This window comes from Pseudomonas sp. P5_A12 (assembly GCF_056400685.1).
This window is the reverse complement of the sequence record NZ_JBFUKU010000108.1, coordinates 1-17,024: the sequence shown is the minus strand read 5'-3', so window position 1 is coordinate 17,024 and position 17,024 is coordinate 1. Positions and strand designations below refer to the sequence as shown.

Annotated in this window: 15 protein-coding genes; 8 read left to right on the top strand and 7 right to left on the bottom strand. The window is 58.5% G+C overall.

Annotated features, from left to right (window positions below; genetic code table 11):
- From AC1DSG_RS16050 to AC1DSG_RS16035, 4 genes are all read right to left on the bottom strand, one after another.
- On the bottom strand, positions 1–174 hold a 174-nt coding region (locus AC1DSG_RS16050; RefSeq protein WP_477791765.1), incomplete at its 3' end, for a transposase.
- Between the two features lie 554 nt (positions 175–728).
- Positions 729–1,106 (bottom strand): DUF6124 family protein, encoded by a 378-nt coding sequence (locus tag AC1DSG_RS16045; protein WP_477791764.1) that lies wholly within the window; start codon positions 1,104–1,106, stop codon positions 729–731.
- A gap of 537 nt (positions 1,107–1,643) precedes the next feature.
- Positions 1,644–4,052, bottom strand: a complete 2,409-nt coding sequence (locus AC1DSG_RS16040; protein ID WP_477791763.1) for a glucose/quinate/shikimate family membrane-bound PQQ-dependent dehydrogenase — start codon at positions 4,050–4,052, stop codon at positions 1,644–1,646.
- A gap of 213 nt (positions 4,053–4,265) precedes the next feature.
- Entirely contained in the window at positions 4,266–5,648 is a 1,383-nt protein-coding gene (locus AC1DSG_RS16035; protein WP_477791762.1) for a carbohydrate porin, read from the bottom strand.
- A 284-nt stretch (positions 5,649–5,932) separates the two neighbouring features.
- Between AC1DSG_RS16035 and AC1DSG_RS16030 the strand changes: the two genes are divergently transcribed.
- Both AC1DSG_RS16030 and AC1DSG_RS16025 read left to right on the top strand, forming a co-directional pair.
- On the top strand, positions 5,933–6,163 hold the full coding sequence (locus AC1DSG_RS16030; RefSeq protein WP_007944895.1) for a VF530 family protein: 231 nt from the start codon (positions 5,933–5,935) through the stop codon (positions 6,161–6,163).
- A 2-nt stretch (positions 6,164–6,165) separates the two neighbouring features.
- Positions 6,166–6,804, top strand: a complete 639-nt coding sequence (locus AC1DSG_RS16025) for a Pr6Pr family membrane protein (protein WP_477791761.1) — start codon at positions 6,166–6,168, stop codon at positions 6,802–6,804.
- Positions 6,805–6,853: 49 nt separating this feature from the next.
- On the opposite strand, the gene AC1DSG_RS16020 is transcribed toward AC1DSG_RS16025, so the two are convergent.
- Complete coding sequence (locus tag AC1DSG_RS16020) at positions 6,854–7,639, bottom strand: siderophore-interacting protein (RefSeq protein ID WP_477791760.1); 786 nt, start codon at positions 7,637–7,639, stop codon at positions 6,854–6,856.
- A complete protein-coding gene (locus AC1DSG_RS16015) occupies positions 7,636–8,214 on the bottom strand; it encodes a PadR family transcriptional regulator (RefSeq protein ID WP_477791759.1) in 579 nt (192 codons plus the stop codon). Before AC1DSG_RS16015 ends, AC1DSG_RS16020 begins: the two co-directional genes overlap by 4 nt.
- 495 nt (positions 8,215–8,709) lie before the next feature.
- Between AC1DSG_RS16015 and AC1DSG_RS16010 the strand changes: the two genes are divergently transcribed.
- The 6 genes from AC1DSG_RS16010 to AC1DSG_RS15985 all read left to right on the top strand — a co-directional run bounded on the left by AC1DSG_RS16010 (position 8,710) and on the right by AC1DSG_RS15985 (position 15,678).
- The gene (locus tag AC1DSG_RS16010) at positions 8,710–9,201 is read left to right on the top strand and encodes a CS1 type fimbrial major subunit (protein WP_477791758.1); all 492 of its coding nucleotides are present in this window, start codon (positions 8,710–8,712) and stop codon (positions 9,199–9,201) included.
- Between the two features lie 109 nt (positions 9,202–9,310).
- Positions 9,311–11,833, top strand: coding sequence for a TcfC E-set like domain-containing protein (locus AC1DSG_RS16005; RefSeq protein WP_477791757.1), 2,523 nt, complete (start codon positions 9,311–9,313; stop codon positions 11,831–11,833).
- A 40-nt stretch (positions 11,834–11,873) separates the two neighbouring features.
- Entirely contained in the window at positions 11,874–12,614 is a 741-nt protein-coding gene (locus AC1DSG_RS16000; RefSeq protein WP_477791756.1) for a molecular chaperone, read from the top strand.
- A gap of 4 nt (positions 12,615–12,618) precedes the next feature.
- Positions 12,619–13,119: a CS1 type fimbrial major subunit gene (locus AC1DSG_RS15995; protein WP_477791755.1), complete on the top strand. Its 501-nt coding sequence runs from the start codon at positions 12,619–12,621 to the stop codon at positions 13,117–13,119.
- A 24-nt stretch (positions 13,120–13,143) separates the two neighbouring features.
- Positions 13,144–14,394 (top strand): hypothetical protein, encoded by a 1,251-nt coding sequence (locus AC1DSG_RS15990; protein ID WP_477791754.1) that lies wholly within the window; start codon positions 13,144–13,146, stop codon positions 14,392–14,394.
- Between the two features lie 48 nt (positions 14,395–14,442).
- Positions 14,443–15,678, top strand: coding sequence for a hypothetical protein (locus AC1DSG_RS15985; protein WP_477791753.1), 1,236 nt, complete (start codon positions 14,443–14,445; stop codon positions 15,676–15,678).
- 55 nt (positions 15,679–15,733) lie between these two features.
- Here the strand turns inward: AC1DSG_RS15985 and AC1DSG_RS15980 are convergent.
- A partial coding sequence (locus tag AC1DSG_RS15980) for an NEL-type E3 ubiquitin ligase domain-containing protein (protein ID WP_477791752.1) occupies positions 15,734–17,024 on the bottom strand: 1,291 nt, incomplete at its 5' end.

The following is a 17,024-nucleotide window of genomic DNA, read 5'->3' as shown; positions in this document are numbered from 1 at the left end:
TCCCGGCACGATCAAACCTTTATCTCTAGCCATTTGTCTCCAGTTTCGCAGTGACTGAGGCGTGAGATTAAGCGCAATGGCGAGTTCTGCCACTGAGCGATTTAGAGGCGGCATCATTTGCAAGACGACCCAATCTTTGAAGTCGTCGTCGTAGCGTTTGCCTAGATTGGACATTGTTATGCACCTTCGCCCTCTTGAATGAATGAGTCAATCAACAAGGGTGACAGGTAGCCTGACACGGAGGGCAAACGCCAAAAAAAAGTAAGCAAAAAAAGGCTCGCCCCGAGCGTCCGGCCCCTCGCTAAGGCTCGGCGTTCCTTCGCTCCGGTATCCATCCGGGGACACTGCCCTCCGGTCKGCTTCGCKWCGACCTACATGCAGCGTGTTCGACTGCGTCGAACGGCGCTKCGCGCCACTCCCCGGATGMACACCTCCACTCAGCCTCCCGAAGGGGCGGGTAGATCAAAAGCAAGATCAAAAGCTGTAGGCGAGCTAACGCTCGGCCCGATGAGTGGTGAAGAGCGGCGGGTGTACGTCGATCTATTATAGGAACTGGCTTGCCAGCGAAGGCGGCCTCACAGCCGACCAATTTCTGGCAGATGGACCCGATCCAAATGTGGGAGCGAGCCTGCTCGCGAAAGCGGTGTGTCAGTCGACATCAATGTGAATGTCATACCGCWTTCGCGAGCAGGCTCGCTCCCACAGGGGGATTGGCTTTTGCAGGAGGATTATCGGTGTGGCGTGGGTTTCGGTAGTTCGAGGTTGTCCATCATCCGATTCGCCGCCAGTTCGGCGAGCATCACGATTTGCTGGATGGCCATCGCGGTGTTGCGATGCGGGCCTTCCAGATAACCGGCGAAATCGCTGGCCATCACACTGGCCTGGGCCAGTGATTCACAGGTGTGGGCCAGCAGGTCTTCGTCTTTGAGGTCCGGTGCGAGCATGAACATCGTGCTGGGTTTGCGGGTGGGCGGTGATTTCAGGGCCGCGGGGTTAAGGTAGTGATTCAGCGCGCGTTCGGCAGCGTCGTGAAATTTTTTGGAATCGATGGATTCGTAGGGGGAAACGTCGTCGGCTTCCGGGGGATTCGGTGTTTCTTTGATCATGGTGAAGCTCCAAGTAAGTAATGGAGCTGCCACTAGTCGCCGCGAAGCGATGGAAGGTGGCAGCTGTGCACGGGTTCGCGGACCGAGCTACTTGGAAACCCGGCATACCCGAAGGTATCCCGCGCACAGCCACCATAAAACCAATCGACTAACTACGAAGGAGAGTCGGTTGAGGGCGGTGATTATGCACCAAGTAAGCTAACTCGGGCCGCGATGCCCGGTCGCTGAATTTGCAGCGACGGGTAAAGCCTATCTCCCGGCCTTCCGACACAACAACCGACAGGACCTGTCGGAATCCTCCTCAAAAACCGTCACGGCTGTAGGACATCCACAGCTTTTTTAGACCAGCCTCGATCAAATTGTGGGAGCGAGCCTGCTCGCGATGGCTGTTTAACATTCAACATCAATGTTGGCTGACACACCGCTATCGCGAGCAGGCTCGCTCCCACAGTTTGTTCAGTGGCGTGGCGAAGATCGCGGGCACAAAAAAGGCGACCCCCTCACAGGAGTCGCCTTTCCATTAACCGCCGCTAAAACCTACTCGGACAGTTTGTAAGCAATCACATAGTCACCCTGCTTGGTGCCCAACGACCCATGACCGCCCGCAACAACCAGCACGTATTGCTTGCCGTCCTTGCCGGTGTAGGTCATCGGTGTGGTTTGCGCGCCGGCGGGCAGGCGGCCTTCCCACAACTGCTTGCCGTTTTTCACGTCGTAGGCGCGCAGGTACTGGTCGAGGGTGCCGCTGAGGAACGCGACGCCACCGGCGGTGGTGAAGGTGCCGCCGAGGCTTGGCACGCCCATGCTCAACGGGATCGGAACCGGTGAGCTGTCGCGCACGGTGCCGTTCTTGTGCATCCAGATTTTTTCGTGGGTGGTCAGGTCGACCGCTGCCACGTAGCCCCAGGCCGGTGCCTGGCACGGCAGGCCCATTGGCGACAGCAGGGGTTCGAGGACTACGCCGTACGGCGCGCCTTTGTTTGGCTGCACGCCTTCGGTTTCGCTTTTGCGCGGGCCTTGGGCGGCGATTTCCGAGGCCGGGATCAGCTTCGATTTAAAGGCCATCCAGTCCGGGTTCACGAACAGGATCTGACGCACTGGATCCACCGAGATACCACCCCAGTCGAACACGCCGAAGTTACCCGGATAAACGATCGAGCCTTGCAGCGATGGCGGGGTGAACGGGCCGTCGTAGCGCAGGGATTTGAAGGTGATCCGGCAGACCAGTTGGTCGAACGGCGTCACACCCCACATGTCGCGTTCTTGCAGCGGTGGCGGCATGAAGTTGAGGTCGGACTTGGGTTGGGTCGGCGAGGTGTGATCACCGGCGACAGCGCCTTGTGGCACCGGCACTTCGTTGATCGGCACGATGGCTTTGCCGGTGCTGCGGTCCAGTACGTAGATGCTGCCTTGCTTGGTGGACGCAAGCACCGCTGGCTTCACGCCGTCAGCGGTTTTCAGGTCCATCAGGGTTGGCTGGCCGCCGACGTCCATGTCCCACAGGTCATGGTGGGTGAACTGGAAGTGCCAGCGTACTTTGCCGGTGGCGATGTCCAGTGCGGTCAGGCCCGCGGCGTGCAGTTCCGATTCAGGGGTGCGACCGCCACCGTACTGGTCCGGGGTCTGGTTGCCCATCGGCAGGTAGAGCATGCCGAGTTTTTCATCGACCGCGAACATGGACCACATGTTCGGCGAGTTGCGGGTGTAGGTCTGGCCTTCGGCAATCGGCGTCGTATCGTCCGGCTTGCCGCTGTCCCAGTTCCACACCAGTTTGCCGGTGTGCACGTCGAACGCACGGATCACGCCGCTTGGCTCGTCAGTGGAGACGTTATCGGTGACGTGACCGCCAATCACCACCAGGTCTTTGGTGACCGCCGGTGGTGAAGTGGAGTAGTAACCGCCAGCGGTGAAGCCGCCGATGTTGGCGCGCAGGTCAACCTGACCCTTGTCACCGAAGTCTTCGCACATCTTGCCGGTGTCGGCGTTCAGGGCGATCAGACGGGTGTCGGCGGTCGGCAGGAAGATCCGACGTGGGCAAGCATTCTCAACGGCGGCGCTGGCGCTGCCGGTCGGGCTTTGTTCGGAGGCGTAGGCGGCGTCATCGTGATACGACACGCCACGGCAGGTCATGTGCGCCCAACCCTTGAAGTTCGCCGCGTTTTGCGTGGAGAGCTTCGGATCGAAACGCCAGATTTCCTTGCCGGTGTCCGGATCGAGCGCGATCACCTGACTGTGCGGCGTGCACACATAGAGCATGCCGTTGACTTTCAGCGGGGTGTTTTCAGCGGTGGTTTCGCCCGGATCGTTCGGGCCCGGGAGGTCGCCGGTGCGGTAGGTCCAGGCCGGAACCAGCTTGTGCGCGTTTTCCGGAGTGATTTGCGCGAGGGGCGAGTAACGATCACCGTGGGCGCTGCGGCCGTAGGAGTTCCAGTCACCGTCGGGCATGGCCGGGGCGGTGTTGGTCATGCCCGGCACGCTGTCGCGGTCCAGTTGGCCTTTGATTTCACCGGGGTGGGTGAACTGGCTGGCCAACGCGGCCACGCCTGCCACTACCACGGCGACGCTCAAGGCGCCGGTGCCGATCGGGGCAGCGCCTTCGCGCAGCAGCGGACGACGGAACCACGGCAGCAGCATGACGAGGCCCAGCGCAAACAACATCGCCAGACGCGGCACCAGTTGCCACCAATCGAGGCCGACTTCCCACAAGGCCCAAACGGTGCTGGCGAACAGCACCAGTGCGTACAGGCCCAGCGCCGCGCGGCGGGCGAGGATCAGCAGCACGCCGGTCAGCGTCAGGCCGATACCGGCCAGCAGGTAATACAGCGAGCCGCCGAGCATGCTCAGCTTGATCCCGCCTGCCAACATGGCCAGGCCCATTAGCAGAAGCAGGATGCCGAGCAGGCTCGGCAACAGTCGGCTTCGACTCAAAGCACCATCAGTGCTCATAGTGTGGTTCTCCGTGACGTTTCAAGTAGTCCCGCGCAAGTTCACTGTAGATGACGATCCTGTGCGGGTATGGTTCATATAAAAACTGTTCGGTTGATGCGGTCCCTTGTAGGAGCTGGCTTGCCAGCGAAGAGGGCGTATCAGTTGGCATAGATGGCGACTGGCACACCGCTTTCGCTGGCAAGCCAGCTCCTACAGGTTTTGTGGTGTCGGTTAGAACGACGACTGGATTTTGATCCCGCCAATCAGTGCGTCATCGACCTGGTCCACGCCACCGGGGTGGCGGATGTATTGCAGATTCGGGCGCACGGTCAGCCAGTTCGTGACGTGCACGCCGTAATAAAATTCGGCGCTGTATTCGGTGTCTTGCGGCGGCAGGAACGACGGGTCGTCGTAGTCGAAAACGGCGTGCGCTTGATTGGTCGCTTCGGCGTTTTTGCGATAGGCCGGGTTGACGTGGACCCGGGCCAGGGCGAAGCCGATGTCGTCTTTGCCGCGCGCATCGAACCAGCCTTTGTAGACGACGCCGGCCTGGACGTAGTTGTCGATGGCGTTGGTCTTTTTGTCGTGCATCGTGGCGTTGGCAAACACGTTCAAACCACGGGAGTGATCGCTGGCGATGCTGGTCACTTGCTGCTGAATAACCAGCCACTCGCCGTGCTTGCTCGATGCACTGCGATACGCCTCGCCACTGAGTGCGGCGGGCTGGCCATTGCTGTCCTTGTAGACATCGGTGGCATTGGCGTTGCTGTAATAATAGCCGACGCGGTATTCGCCGGGCAGGTCATGAACCTTCGGCGACCACACCAGTTCCACCGGCAAGATCGCGCCTTGGGTGCCGCTGCCGCTGAGTTTGAAACCGTTGCCGCGATCCAGGTTCGACGGGTTTTGCTCATAGGCGCCGACCTGCGCAAACAACTCCGGTGTCAGGTGATATTTAACGCGCATCGCCCACTGGCTGACCGGCCAGTTGTACCAGATGCCGCCGACCCAGTTACCGACTTGCGAGCCGCAAAACGCCAGGTTCTGGAAGTCGCAGGGGAAGCTGTTGAAGTCTTCGCCTTCACCGAAGCGACCGACCTTGATGTCGAGTTGCTGATCGAAGAATTTCTGCTGATACCACATTTGCGTCAAGCGCCAGGTCTGCCCACGCCCCCAGACTTCCTGAGCCGAGGTAAAGCCGCCCACACGCGGATCGTTGATCCGGTCGTTGCTAATGTTGTTGCCGTTACGCTCGGTGAGGGTCAGCTGAAATTCGGCGTCGTCCCAACCGAGGATTTTCTGCAAGTCCAGGTGCGTGCCGAAGGCGAACTGGTCGCTGTAGCGCGCGGTGCGATCATGGTCGTAGCCGCCGTGAAGATTGCTGCCCGTTTCGCCGGTGTAATCGATGTTGAAGTCGTAGCCTTTTTCCGCAAGTTCGGTGCGAGAGCCATTCCAGTCGCCGAGCATCCACGGTGACTCGCTATCGAAGGCGGGAGCCGCCTGGATGCAGGTGGCGAAGCCCAGCGCGGTGAACCCTCCGATCAGGTTCAGGGTTTTTCGACTGGCAACAGTCATGCAGACAGCGCTGTCTCGCGAAGTTTGAAAATAAGGCATAGAGAAGAAATTCAGGGTCTTTTTCTAGGAAATAAACGGATTGCAACAGGCGTGAGGCAGTTTGAAGAAGCGTTTCAGCTTGGCGGGCGCAAGGATAATGTTCTGTTACAAATAGAGAAAGGGCTTTTACTGACATGGTTCATTTCAGATTCGGTAACAGTGCCGGGCGGCAGTCTTGGCAAGGTCACCTACAGTAAGAGATAGCGCACACAGCGCTTCCACCCGATCACACCCTCGGCTAAGGTGCGCGGCTTCCCACTCCTTACATCGCTCGAAGGCCCTGCATGACCGAACAGAACAACAACCCGCTGCACGGCGTGACGCTGGAACAGATCCTCAACGCCCTGGTTGAGCATTACGAATGGTCGGGGCTGGCCGAGCGCATCGATATCCGCTGCTTCAAGAGCGACCCGAGCATCAAGTCGAGCCTGACGTTCCTGCGCAAAACCCCGTGGGCCCGGGAGAAGGTCGAGCGCTTGTACGTCAAATTGATGCGCACCAAGCGACCGGTCTGAGCATGCCGGGCTCGGCTGCGAGGCGTCGTTTTGTTGCCGTTGCGGCGCTGCTGGGCTGGTCGGGACTGGCCATTCAGCTGTACCTGATTCTCTATTCACGCTGGACTCTGCAAGCCAGTCTCATAGGCGGGGTGGTGAGCTTTTTCAGTTACTTCACGGTGCTGAGCAACACGCTGGTGACGACGGTACTGACCTGTGAGTGGACATCCCGCGAGTCAGCGGCGCGACGCTGGTTTTTACAGCCGTGGGTCAGCAGCGCGATTGCCGTGAGCATCGCCGTCGTGGGGCTGGCGTACAGCGTGTTGTTGCGACATTTATGGCATCCCCAAGGCTGGCAATTTCTGGCTGACGAATTGATGCACGACATCACGCCGCTGCTGTTCCTGGCGTATTGGTGGGTGTGTGTGCCCAAAGGCACGTTACGGCTGCGGCACATTGGCCTGTGGGTCATTTATCCGCTGCTGTACTTCGCGTATGTGTTGTGGCGCGGGCATGTGCTGGCGGTTTATCCCTATCCGTTCATTGATGTCGACAAGCTGGGTTATCCACAGGTGTTTGTGAATGCGGGGGGATTGTTGGCGGGGTTTGTGGCGGTTGGGCTGCTGGTGATCGGGCTCGACAGGTGGCAAGCCCGAAAGTGAACCTGAGCTATGGCAAGCCCCTCACCACAGGAAGGTTGTCAGGCTTCAGTTATTCATCGTCGCTGTCATCCAGCCGCCAGTAACCGACCGCTTTGACGAATTGCTCATTCAAGCCATGCTCATCGAGCAATACCCGACGGATCTGCCTCGACACCTTGCTCTCGGTCGCCACCCACGCATACAGATTGCCGCTCGGCACTTGCAGTTGTTTGACGGTGGTCAGCAGATTGTCCTTGCCCCCTTCGCGCAGTACCCAGATCACATCGACCTGTGCGGCGCTTTCCAGGCGTTGCTGTTCGGCACCGTTCTCCACTTCCACAATGACCAGCGCACGGCGATTAGCTGCCAGACCTTCAAGGCGACGGGCGATGGCGGGCAGGGCGGTTTCGTCGCCGATCAGCAAGTAGCTGTCGAACATGTCCGGCACGATCATCGAGCCGCGTGGCCCGCCGATGTGCAGGACCTGGCCGGGCCTGGCTTGCTCGGCCCAGGTCGAGGCAGGGCCGTCGCCGTGCAACACGAAATCGATGTCCAGTTCCAGGGTGTCGAGGTCGTAGCGACGCGGTGTGTAATCGCGCATCGCCGGCATCGGCCCGTTGTCTTTGCCGGCACCCAATACCAGCGTTTCCAGCGCCGCTTGCTCCGCCGCGTTTTGCGGGAACAGCAGTTTGACGTGGTCGTCGGTGCCGAGGCTGACGAAGCCGGCCAGTTGCGGCCCGCCCAAGGTAATCCGGCGCATGCGCGGCGTGAGGTCAACTACGCGCAGCACTTCCAGACGACGGCGTTTGATCTCATGCATGACTCGATGAATGGATTGCACGATCACTTCAGTCATTCGGCTTGCTCCTGAGCGGGTTGAACGGCAGGGCCGTCGACGATGGCTTTGGCGGTGTTGTTGAGCAGGTCGCGTACCCGCAGGATTTCTTCCGGGCTCCAGCGTCCGTGGTGCATCTGCAAGGCGTGACGCAGGTTATGCACCGCCTCGTGGATCTCGGCCGGGCGGTCATGGCCGCGCAGCGAGCGCTTGCTGACGTCGATGCGCATCCGCACGCCATCCAGTGCAATCGCTTGCTCGGTCAGCGACAGACGTCCGGCGTCGGTGACGCTGTAGCGTTTTTTCCCGCCCTCGGCGTCGCCGCTGATCATTTCGCTTTCTTCAAGAAAGGTCAGGGTCGGGTAAATCACACCGGGGCTGGGGCTGTAGGCGCCGTCGAACATGCTTTCGATCTGGCGGATCAGGTCATAGCCGTGGCAGGGTTGTTCGGCGATCAGCGCCAACAACAGCAGTTTGAGGTCGCCGGGGGCGAACACCCTGGGCCCGCGTCCACCGCGTTCACGGCCGGGACCTGGGCGTTTCTCGAAGCCGTCGCGGCTGTCGCCGTGTTCTCGATGGGAATGATGGTCTCTCATTTTTCGTCATCTCTCGTCGTGTTTAGATACAACTTAAGATATATCTTATGTCGAAAGCAAGGGTGCTGGACGAACGGTCGAGGGGCGAGGAGGGCCTGAAGGGAAGCAGCACGCGAGGATTGGACGGATAAGAAAGTCACTTTTTAGAGTAATAAAACTAATTCTCTAAGTTCTTCTACTTATCATGGGTCTTTGAGTGTGTTAGTAGTATTGATCTTACGGAAAGTTGATGGCTTATCGTCTGTGTGTCTTTTCAGCTAGAACTGTGTGTAGTATTTATCTGAGGGCTATACAGCGTAATTTGGGTTTTTCTGTCTTTTTTCCTGTTGTTCGAAAGCCATTGTTACTACATGTTCTTCGGAACTTACGTACTTACTTTCTTGGGCGATTGGCCGATCATTCTCTGGCGTCGAAATTTGAGCCAGAACGAGATGAATCGTATTGGCTTGTTCAGAATTCTTCGGCCCAATCCATTGAAAAGACAGGTACTCAACAATGTTCAATAAGTTTGCAATCGCCGTCCCGATGACCCTCCTGGCACTGAGCACTTCGGTGGCGTTCGCCGCAGAAGAAGCGCGCACCACCATCAACATCAGCGCCAGCATCCCAAGCAAGGTTTTCCACGCTCAACCACGTAATCCGGACTTTGGTAAAGATGAAAGAATGGCCTATGTTCTAGGCGCGGGTACATTGACTCCGATTCGTGCAACTTACGATGTGCAACACACCAACGGGTCAGTCGGCGCTTACGTTGAAGGTGGACCACAGCCGTTGTCCAATGGTGCCAACACCATCCCGCTGACCTACACGTTCAACGGCAAAGCCCTGACAGGCGTTTCGCAGGAAGTGGTCGGTGACACCGAGTCCAACGGTGGCATGCAGGCTGACCTGGTGATCGCTGCCGCCAAGCCATCCGACAGCCAGAATGGTCTGTACACCGCCACCCCGGTGGTGATATTCGACGCTATCCCGCGTATTACCCAGTAATACGGTTATGAAGTAAGAGTCATTCTTATTTGATAGCACTTGCCGGTCGACAGGCAACTTCTGCCTGTCGATCGGGTTTTAACGTACTTATATTCAGAGTATTTCGTTCATGTTCCCGATGACTCCCATCGCGACGGCGCTTGCCCTGCTGTTTTGCGCAACCGCTTTGGCTGCGCCAGCAGATAACGCGTATACGCCTCGAAGTCTGCTGGCGCAGGCCAAAGGTTTGCCAGCCGAGTTTGAAGAGCACTTCTTTGATGTGCCGCTGGCGGTGCGCGTGGAACTTGATCAACAGTTTCTCGGTGAGGCGATGGTCGTGTTAACGCGCGATGATCGCATTACCCTCGTTGACTTCACGGATGTCAGCGACAGCCAGTTCAAACCCAGTGAGCGCGACATTTGGTCGAGCTATCTTAAACAAGGTGTGGCTCTCGGCAGCTGCGAGGCCAAATGCCCTGAGCAATTGCTGGCCGTGCATTACAGCCTTGAAAACTCATTGGTCTCGATTCTCACGCAAAACGCTGAGCGTGACGATCAGGTGCAACGCTATTACGACCTGCCTGAGGGTGGCAGCACCGGGTTGATCGTGCGCAACCAGTTGAACCTCAATGGCGGCCAGGGTCAGGACCTCGGCGGGCGCTACGGTCTGGAAGCCAGCAGCAGCCTGGGTAACTGGACCCAAGCGGTCAACATTCAGCTGTCGCGACTGGGCGGCATAGATAACACAATCTACCACGCCGTGAATGAGCTTTATACCCAGCGCGAACTGCAAGGCGATTTCCTGCGCCTGGGTTATTTCACCCCCTCATCCGAGGGCCTGTCCCGCCAGCCGCGCACCTTTGGCACTAGCCCTGACACGGCTTTGGGCGTGATGTATGGCAGCTCTGACAGCCTGGCGGTCAACAACCCGAAAGCGGCGGTCTATCCGATTTATGTCACCGCCAATCGGCAAGGGTCGGTGGAGATATATCGCGACGGTTTGATGATCAATACCCAAGCGGTGCCCGCCGGTTTGCAGACCCTCGATACTCGTCCGCTGCCGGGCGGGATATACGAAGTGGAAGTACGCCTGATCGAAGACGGCCAGATCACGTCCAGCACCCAGGAACTGATCTACAAACCCAGCAACTGGCGCAACCACGACGAACGCTGGCGCTATAACCTGTTCGCCGGGCGTGAATCCGGATTGCTCAGCAACTGGGATCAACCCGACGATGGCGACATGACCGCCGGTGCCGCGCTCAATTACCTGTTGCACCCGCGAGTGATCCTCGGCCTGACCGGTCGGCAGGTTCGCGATAGCCTGCAACTCGGCACGTCGGTCGACTGGGCCATCGTCAATAACGCCAGCCTGTATGCCAACGTCTACCAGACCGAAGATTACGGCACCGGTCTCGACGTGCAGGGGCTCTACTCTTATGGCAGCGGCAGCCTTGTCGCCAGCTATAACCGCAGTTGGCTCGACACCACAAAACTGTATGACACCCTTCCCGATGGCACGCGGGTGCGGCAGCCCAATGTGTTTATCGGGCAAACCACCAACTCTTCGTTGTCGATCAACCATCGACTGACCAGCAAAAGCTCGGTCAATGCGCGGGTATCCCACAGTGAAGGCAACACCAATGGCACCGGTGTGGATCTGGGATGGACCCAGCGTACCCAGCTGTTTGGCAGCGACGCCAACTGGCGATTGTCACTGTTCGATCGGCCGGGCAGCATCAGTTCGGATGACGACCGCAACCGGGGTGTCGATCTGAGCGTCAACATTGCCTTGGGCGGTCCCGGTGAACAGATCTCCGGCAGTATCGGCTCGCGGACCGCGCGTGAGGGCGGCCGGGATAACAATGCTTCGATCTCATACCGCAAGGACCTGCAGGATCATCTGCTGCAAAGTGTCTCGGCCACGGTCCTCACCGACACCTACGGTGTGGGGTTGAACACCATGGGGACGATGCAATCGGACCTGGTCAACGGCGACGGGTTTGTCCAGCGCTCCTCTTTCAACAACGACTTCACCGGTGGCCTGAACCTGGACAGCACCGTGGCGGTGGGCGGCCAAAAAGTGGTCATGACCAGCCAATACCACCGCAACGGCGCGGGCATGATCATCGATGTGGAATCGGATATCGAAGACATCGCCCTGCGTGCCGATGACTTGAGCGGCGGCAGTGCAGTACTCAAGCCGGGGCGCAATTTTGTGCCGATCACCGCCTACAAAAGCAGCTCCGTCAGTTTCGATTTCGAAGGTAACCATGTCCCCGCCGCGACCATCCAGCCGGCCCGGTCCAGCTATCACCTGAACAAGGGCGGCGTGGGCTATCGCCAGATCAAGGTGATGCGAACCCTCACCGTGCTCGGTCGCCTGATCGACCCCCAGGGCAACCCGCTCAAGGGTCACCACATCATCAATCACGCCAGTCGCGGGGTGAGTGAAGTGGATGGCTTCTTCTCCATGGAAATGAACGCCGGCTCGCCGACCCTGGAAGTGCGTCACGGTGATCAGTTGTTGTGCCAGTTCCGCCTCGACACCAGTCGTGGGCGCACGGAAAACAACGTGCTGATGATTGGTGATTTGCGCTGCACGCCGGACACCTTGGCGGATGCAACTTTTATGGCTGGAACGGCGGGTTGATGGCCCGGCAGAACGTGACTAATCAACGAGGTAAGGGACGATGAAACGTCTGTTGGCATTATTTGGATTTTGTTTGTTCACCCAGACAACACAGGCAACACCGAGCATCAATATCGGCACGGTGTACGACTATCTGGACGGCGACAAAAGTACCTTTCTGAAGCGAGTCTTCAATGGCGGCGACAGCACTGCATTCGTGAAGGTCAACATTCTCGAAATTCTCTTTGATGCCGACGGCAAATCAGAAGAAGTGCCGCTCAAGACCCAGACGAATGGCAGCGCCCGTGACGGCTTGATGGCCAGCCCGGCTCGATTGATCGTTCCGGCCAATGGCATGCAGGGCACGCGATTGCTGTTCATGGGGGAGCGCGACAAGGAGCGTTATTTCCGCGTGCGTTTTGTACCGGTGGTGCCCGAGAAGGAAGACGAGTTCGCTGTCTCCAGCGAAGAGCGTGAGGACTACAAGAAAACCCTCTCCGCCGGGGTCAATGTACTGGCGGGTTACGGCGCGGTTTTCTTCGTACGGCCCAAGCAATCACGCTTTGACAGCGCGATCGAAAATGGTGCGGGCACGTATCGGATCCGCAACAACGGCAACACGGTCGTGGTGATCGATGAGTTCAAGGACTGCTCGGTTAAAAACGAGCACGAGTGCCAGCCGACCACCAAACACCACATTCTCGCCGGCCGTACGTTTACCTTCGAAAAGCAGGCCGGACGCCAATACAACTTCACGATGGTGGAAGGTGCAAGCAGCAAAAAACTCGACGTGAAGGGTTGATGCCATGACCAGGAAACTGATTTTCGGGTTGTGGGCGGTGGCAGTCTGGTGTGCGAGTCATTCGGCCTTTGCGGCCAGGGAAGTGCATGAGTTCGAAGTGTTCGTCACGATCCCGACCCTGTCGTTCTACGTGATTCCCTCTGACACGACCTGGATCCATCGCGAGCAGCAACTGCCCTGGAACCTGACCGCGTCGACCTTGGGCGGCTTGCGCAAGTATTTCGACGTCAAGAACGAGGCCGGCTCGATTGAGGCGCGACTTGAAGGGCGACCGTACCTGTCCAACGGCACCGAGGCCCATGACATTGATCTGCGGGTGATGTTCAACGGCAAGCAATTGAGCGAAGTGGAAAACAGTGAAGTGGTTTCCATGGCTGATGCAGCCCTCGGCATACGTGTGTTGCTGGAGATCGTACCGATGCCACCCGCCGATGGAGTTTACAAGCCCGGCAATTACTTTGGCAGCGTCAACATGATCTTCAACGCGGTGCTGCCCGGTGCTTGATACCGATTTTATGAGGCTGAAGCGATGAAGCGTTTTCAGAGGTTGCGACGGTGTGCCGGTGCGATGGTGTTGTGCTTGATGGGGTTTCCACCAGTCTGGGCTGAGCAGGTGTCGATTGAGGCCTCGTTCAAGCCGGACTCGGCTAATCCGCAACGCAATAAATTCACCAACGACACGCCACTCAGTGGTTATTGCGAGTATTACCCGCAAATATGCAAGGACTCTGAAACGTTCAGTCTGCGGGTGCCGATTCAATTCGACTCCAGCGGACCGATCTCGGCCCATCATGGTGACCCACGCAAGGGGGGAATGATCAGGGTGCCGGCGCAATGGCGAGAGTTGACGGTCATCCATGAAGTAACCGGAGAACCGGAGACTGTAAAGGTGCGAATTGCGGGTGTGGGCTCCAACTATGAGACCGACGATGTGATCGGCCTGGTAGGGGGGGCTGACGATGCTCGAGCTGCCCATAATTTGCTGTGGGGCCGTAGCTGGGTTACTGCACCGTCTCCCTGCATAAGCAGTGGAATGGGGTTCCTTTCCCGCCGGACGTATGCTTTTTTCTGGAAAACCCCCATTGAGGTGGAGTGTGCAAAACAGGCACAGTTCAATGTTCCATGGCTGCGCTATAGCTATCTCGACTTTGCTTATGAACTGGTCACCCCCAACCCGTTGGGTATGTCTTCGGGCAAATACCTGGGGACTCTGACTTACACCCTCGGTCCCCACGGCGACTTCGACATGGGCGACATCATGCTGCCCAGCAGTTCAACGCTGTCCTTGAGTTTTGCGCTGGACGTTCAGCACACCCTCAAGGTCGATATCCCCCCAGGCGGCAATCGAGTGGAATTGGTGCCTCAGGGCGGCTGGCAGTCCTGGCTGACGCAAGGGCGTAAACCGACGCGTTTGTTCCGCGACCAGACGTTCAATCTTTCCGCTAGTTCACGTTTCAAAATGCAGCTCGAATGCCAATACACCCAGGACAGTCAGAACTGTTCAGTGCAAGACCCCGTGAGCGGTCACAGCGTCCCCCTGAACGTCAGCGTCAGCCTGCCCCATGGCTTGAGCGATGCCAGTGGACAATCGGTCAGTCGTCGGCCTCTGCGGCTTGATGGCAGTGGTACGGAGCTGTTCCAGCCAGGCATTTATGTGGATCGCAAACCGGGAACACTGCACTTCGAAGTGCCTGCCTCGGAGGTGGCCGAGATGATGCGCCCCGGCATGGCTCGTCGATATTCAGGCAACGTGACCGTGATCTGGGATTCGGATGTCTAGCGCTTCGTCAAACGGGCCGCGCTTTAAAAGGATTTTTTAGGAAGGACAATGAGCTCTCTACGTATGCATTCATCTGGAAAATTGATTGGCCGTGTATTGACCGGCCTGTTGAGCGCCGCATTTGCACTGTCGGCACAAGGGGTCACGGTCGAAATGTCGGCGGTGTTCCGCCCCGATCCGGCAAGCCCCATGCAGAACAGTTTCGACAATACGACGCCTCTGGGCGGTTATTGCAGAGATCATCCTGAATATTGCGGACCGGGTATCTTCAGTATCGCATTGCCCATTCGCTTCAATTCCGTGGCCCCCATCCTGGCGCTGCATGACGAACGTCAGGGCCCGATGTTCCGGGTGCCATCGTCGTGGCGGGACGTCACGGTCGTCCATGACAATACTGGCGAGGTTGAGACGGTAAGGATGCGGGTGAATGGCATCGGCGCGGCGTACACCATTAAAGACCCTCTCCCGGAAGGTGTCTGGCAAAGCGGTTGGGTGTACGCGCCGCCTCCTTGTCAATACGGTGGCGTGGGTTATGGCCATGCCTGGTACTACGCGTTTTTCTGGAGAGTGCCGGCCGACGCAGGTGTGTGCGCCAAACAGGCGCAAGAGGACATTTCCGAGTCTCACGCTTTTGCTTACGAGAACACCGGGTTTTCCTACGAACTGATCACACCCAATCCGCTGGCGATGTCGGCGGGAACCTACAGGGGCGTGCTGAATTATACCGTCGGGCCGTACCAGGACTTCGATATGGGGGATGTCATGCTGCCTGACGATGACTTGATTACCCTCAACTTCACCCTCGATGTCGAGCACACGTTGAAAGTCGATATCCCGCCCAGAGGCAACCGTGTTGAACTGGTGCCGCAAGGTGGCTGGCAGGCCTGGTTGACGCAAGGACGCAAACCGACGCGGTTGTTCCGTGATCAGACGTTCAACATTTCGGCTTCGAGTCGTTTCAAGATGAACCTTGAGTGCCAGTACCTCAGTGGCAATACCTGCGCGGTGCGGGAACCGACTGCCGGGCATTCAGTGCCGCTCAACGTCAGTGTTACCTTGCCCTATGGGTTGGCTGATGCGGCGAATCAGCCGGTCAATCGACGCCCGCTGCTGCTCGATGGCAGTGGCACTGAGTGGTTCCAGCCTGGCTTTTACCTGGATCGAAAGCCCGGGACGCTGCATTTCGAAGTGGCCCGGGACCAGGTTGAAGACATGCTCAAACCGGGCGTTGCCCGAAGCTACTCGGGCACTGTCACGGTCATCTGGGATTCGGAGGTCGGGTAATGCCAGTCCCGCAATGCCTGTGCGACGAGACTGGCATCGGCACGAGTCTGTATTTTTACTGACCTGCCTGGTTCAGCGCTTCACGGGTCAAGCGCCTGCTTAACGCCTTTTCGTCATAGCCGATGTCGTTGAGCAGTTGCTCGTACACGCCATCACTCATCTCGGCGCCGGTGAACACCACGCTGTGGGGTACGGGAAGTTGATCGGCGAGATCCTGCAACTGTCGGCGCAACGGCGCGCGGCGCATTTCAGGCCATCGGGCGGAGCGTGCCCAGGCGCGTTGCGCATCGCGCAACTGATCCAGCAGATCGGGTTTGCCCTGGTAAATTCGATCATTGCGGCTGTAGGCGTCGGGATAAGTGTCACGCAGGTACTTTTCCCAGAAGGGTTGTTCGAGCATTTCATTGACCAGCCCATCGCCGGCCTCCATTGACATCACGGTGTCAAACGCCGTATCGAGGGCCTCTGCGCTCACGCCAGCCACCGGCTCATAGAGCATCGTGCTGGATTGCCATGGCAGGCCGAGGCGGTGGGCCAGGCCGGTTTCGTAGGCCAGGTACACCTCGACTTCATCCGGATTGCCCGCTCGACTGCGGACATCGGCATTGGCGATGTCATCCACCCGCGCCAGGCGCGCGGCCCCCTTGGCCAGAGTCACCAGCCTGCTTTCCAGGATCGCGGCCGATGTCGAAAGGGCATAGGCTTCGGTAGTGAGCACCTTGATTCCCATATTGTTGAACAACTGGGCACCAGCATCGGCGCAGGTGGTGGGGGCGGAGGTCATCTCGAACAGCTCGGTGCGCAGCTCGGTGTCCAGATCCATGGCCTCGATCATGCGCCAGACGCGCCCGCTGAGTTGTTCGCGCAGCGCTCCACCCGCGCGGTAGTCGGCCGAGCGCTTGAGTTTTTCAATCAATGCGAAGAAGTCTCTGGAGCCCGGCTCGCCCATCAAGTCGTGCCAGGCCTCTTTGCGGAATGTACCCAAACCCGCGACGAATTGACTCCACCAATTGGTATCATCCGACATCGGCCAGTCATCGATCGCATTGTCGGCGGCACGGTAGTAGAGCTGCACGGGGTTCAGTCCCACCGATTTTCGATATTCCTCATAAGCCAGACGATTGGTATCGGAGAGCTGCTCGGCGTACACGCGCGTGCGAGCCACGATGCGTGCATCATCGGAGCCTGGAACGACCGCCGGCAGTTCCGTGAGCGGGTTCTCCATCAGGTCGAGGAAAAAGCCTCGGGGGYGGCGCTTCTTGAACAGGCCATCAGGCCAGCGTGTCACTCCGGTGTTACTCAAACTGAGGATCATCAGTTTGGGCATGCGCTCGACATTGGGCGGC

What these genes read in the sequence shown, in the direction of transcription:
- AC1DSG_RS16010 (WP_477791758.1), top strand. Translation starts at nt 8,710, where the DNA reads ATGTTCAATAAGTTTGCAATCGCCGTCCCGATGACCCTCCTGGCACTG.
- AC1DSG_RS15985 (WP_477791753.1), top strand. Translation starts at nt 14,443, where the DNA reads ATGAGCTCTCTACGTATGCATTCATCTGGAAAATTGATTGGCCGTGTA.
- AC1DSG_RS16025 (WP_477791761.1), top strand. Translation starts at nt 6,166, where the DNA reads ATGCCGGGCTCGGCTGCGAGGCGTCGTTTTGTTGCCGTTGCGGCGCTG.
- AC1DSG_RS15990 (WP_477791754.1), top strand. Translation starts at nt 13,144, where the DNA reads ATGAAGCGTTTTCAGAGGTTGCGACGGTGTGCCGGTGCGATGGTGTTG.
- AC1DSG_RS16005 (WP_477791757.1), top strand. Translation starts at nt 9,311, where the DNA reads ATGTTCCCGATGACTCCCATCGCGACGGCGCTTGCCCTGCTGTTTTGC.
- AC1DSG_RS15995 (WP_477791755.1), top strand. Translation starts at nt 12,619, where the DNA reads ATGACCAGGAAACTGATTTTCGGGTTGTGGGCGGTGGCAGTCTGGTGT.
- AC1DSG_RS16045 (WP_477791764.1), bottom strand. Translation starts at nt 1,106, where the DNA reads ATGATCAAAGAAACACCGAATCCCCCGGAAGCCGACGACGTTTCCCCC.
- AC1DSG_RS16040 (WP_477791763.1), bottom strand. Translation starts at nt 4,052, where the DNA reads ATGAGCACTGATGGTGCTTTGAGTCGAAGCCGACTGTTGCCGAGCCTG.
- AC1DSG_RS16030 (WP_007944895.1), top strand. Translation starts at nt 5,933, where the DNA reads ATGACCGAACAGAACAACAACCCGCTGCACGGCGTGACGCTGGAACAG.
- AC1DSG_RS16020 (WP_477791760.1), bottom strand. Translation starts at nt 7,639, where the DNA reads ATGACTGAAGTGATCGTGCAATCCATTCATCGAGTCATGCATGAGATC.
- AC1DSG_RS16000 (WP_477791756.1), top strand. Translation starts at nt 11,874, where the DNA reads ATGAAACGTCTGTTGGCATTATTTGGATTTTGTTTGTTCACCCAGACA.
- AC1DSG_RS16035 (WP_477791762.1), bottom strand. Translation starts at nt 5,648, where the DNA reads ATGCCTTATTTTCAAACTTCGCGAGACAGCGCTGTCTGCATGACTGTT.
- AC1DSG_RS16015 (WP_477791759.1), bottom strand. Translation starts at nt 8,214, where the DNA reads ATGAGAGACCATCATTCCCATCGAGAACACGGCGACAGCCGCGACGGC.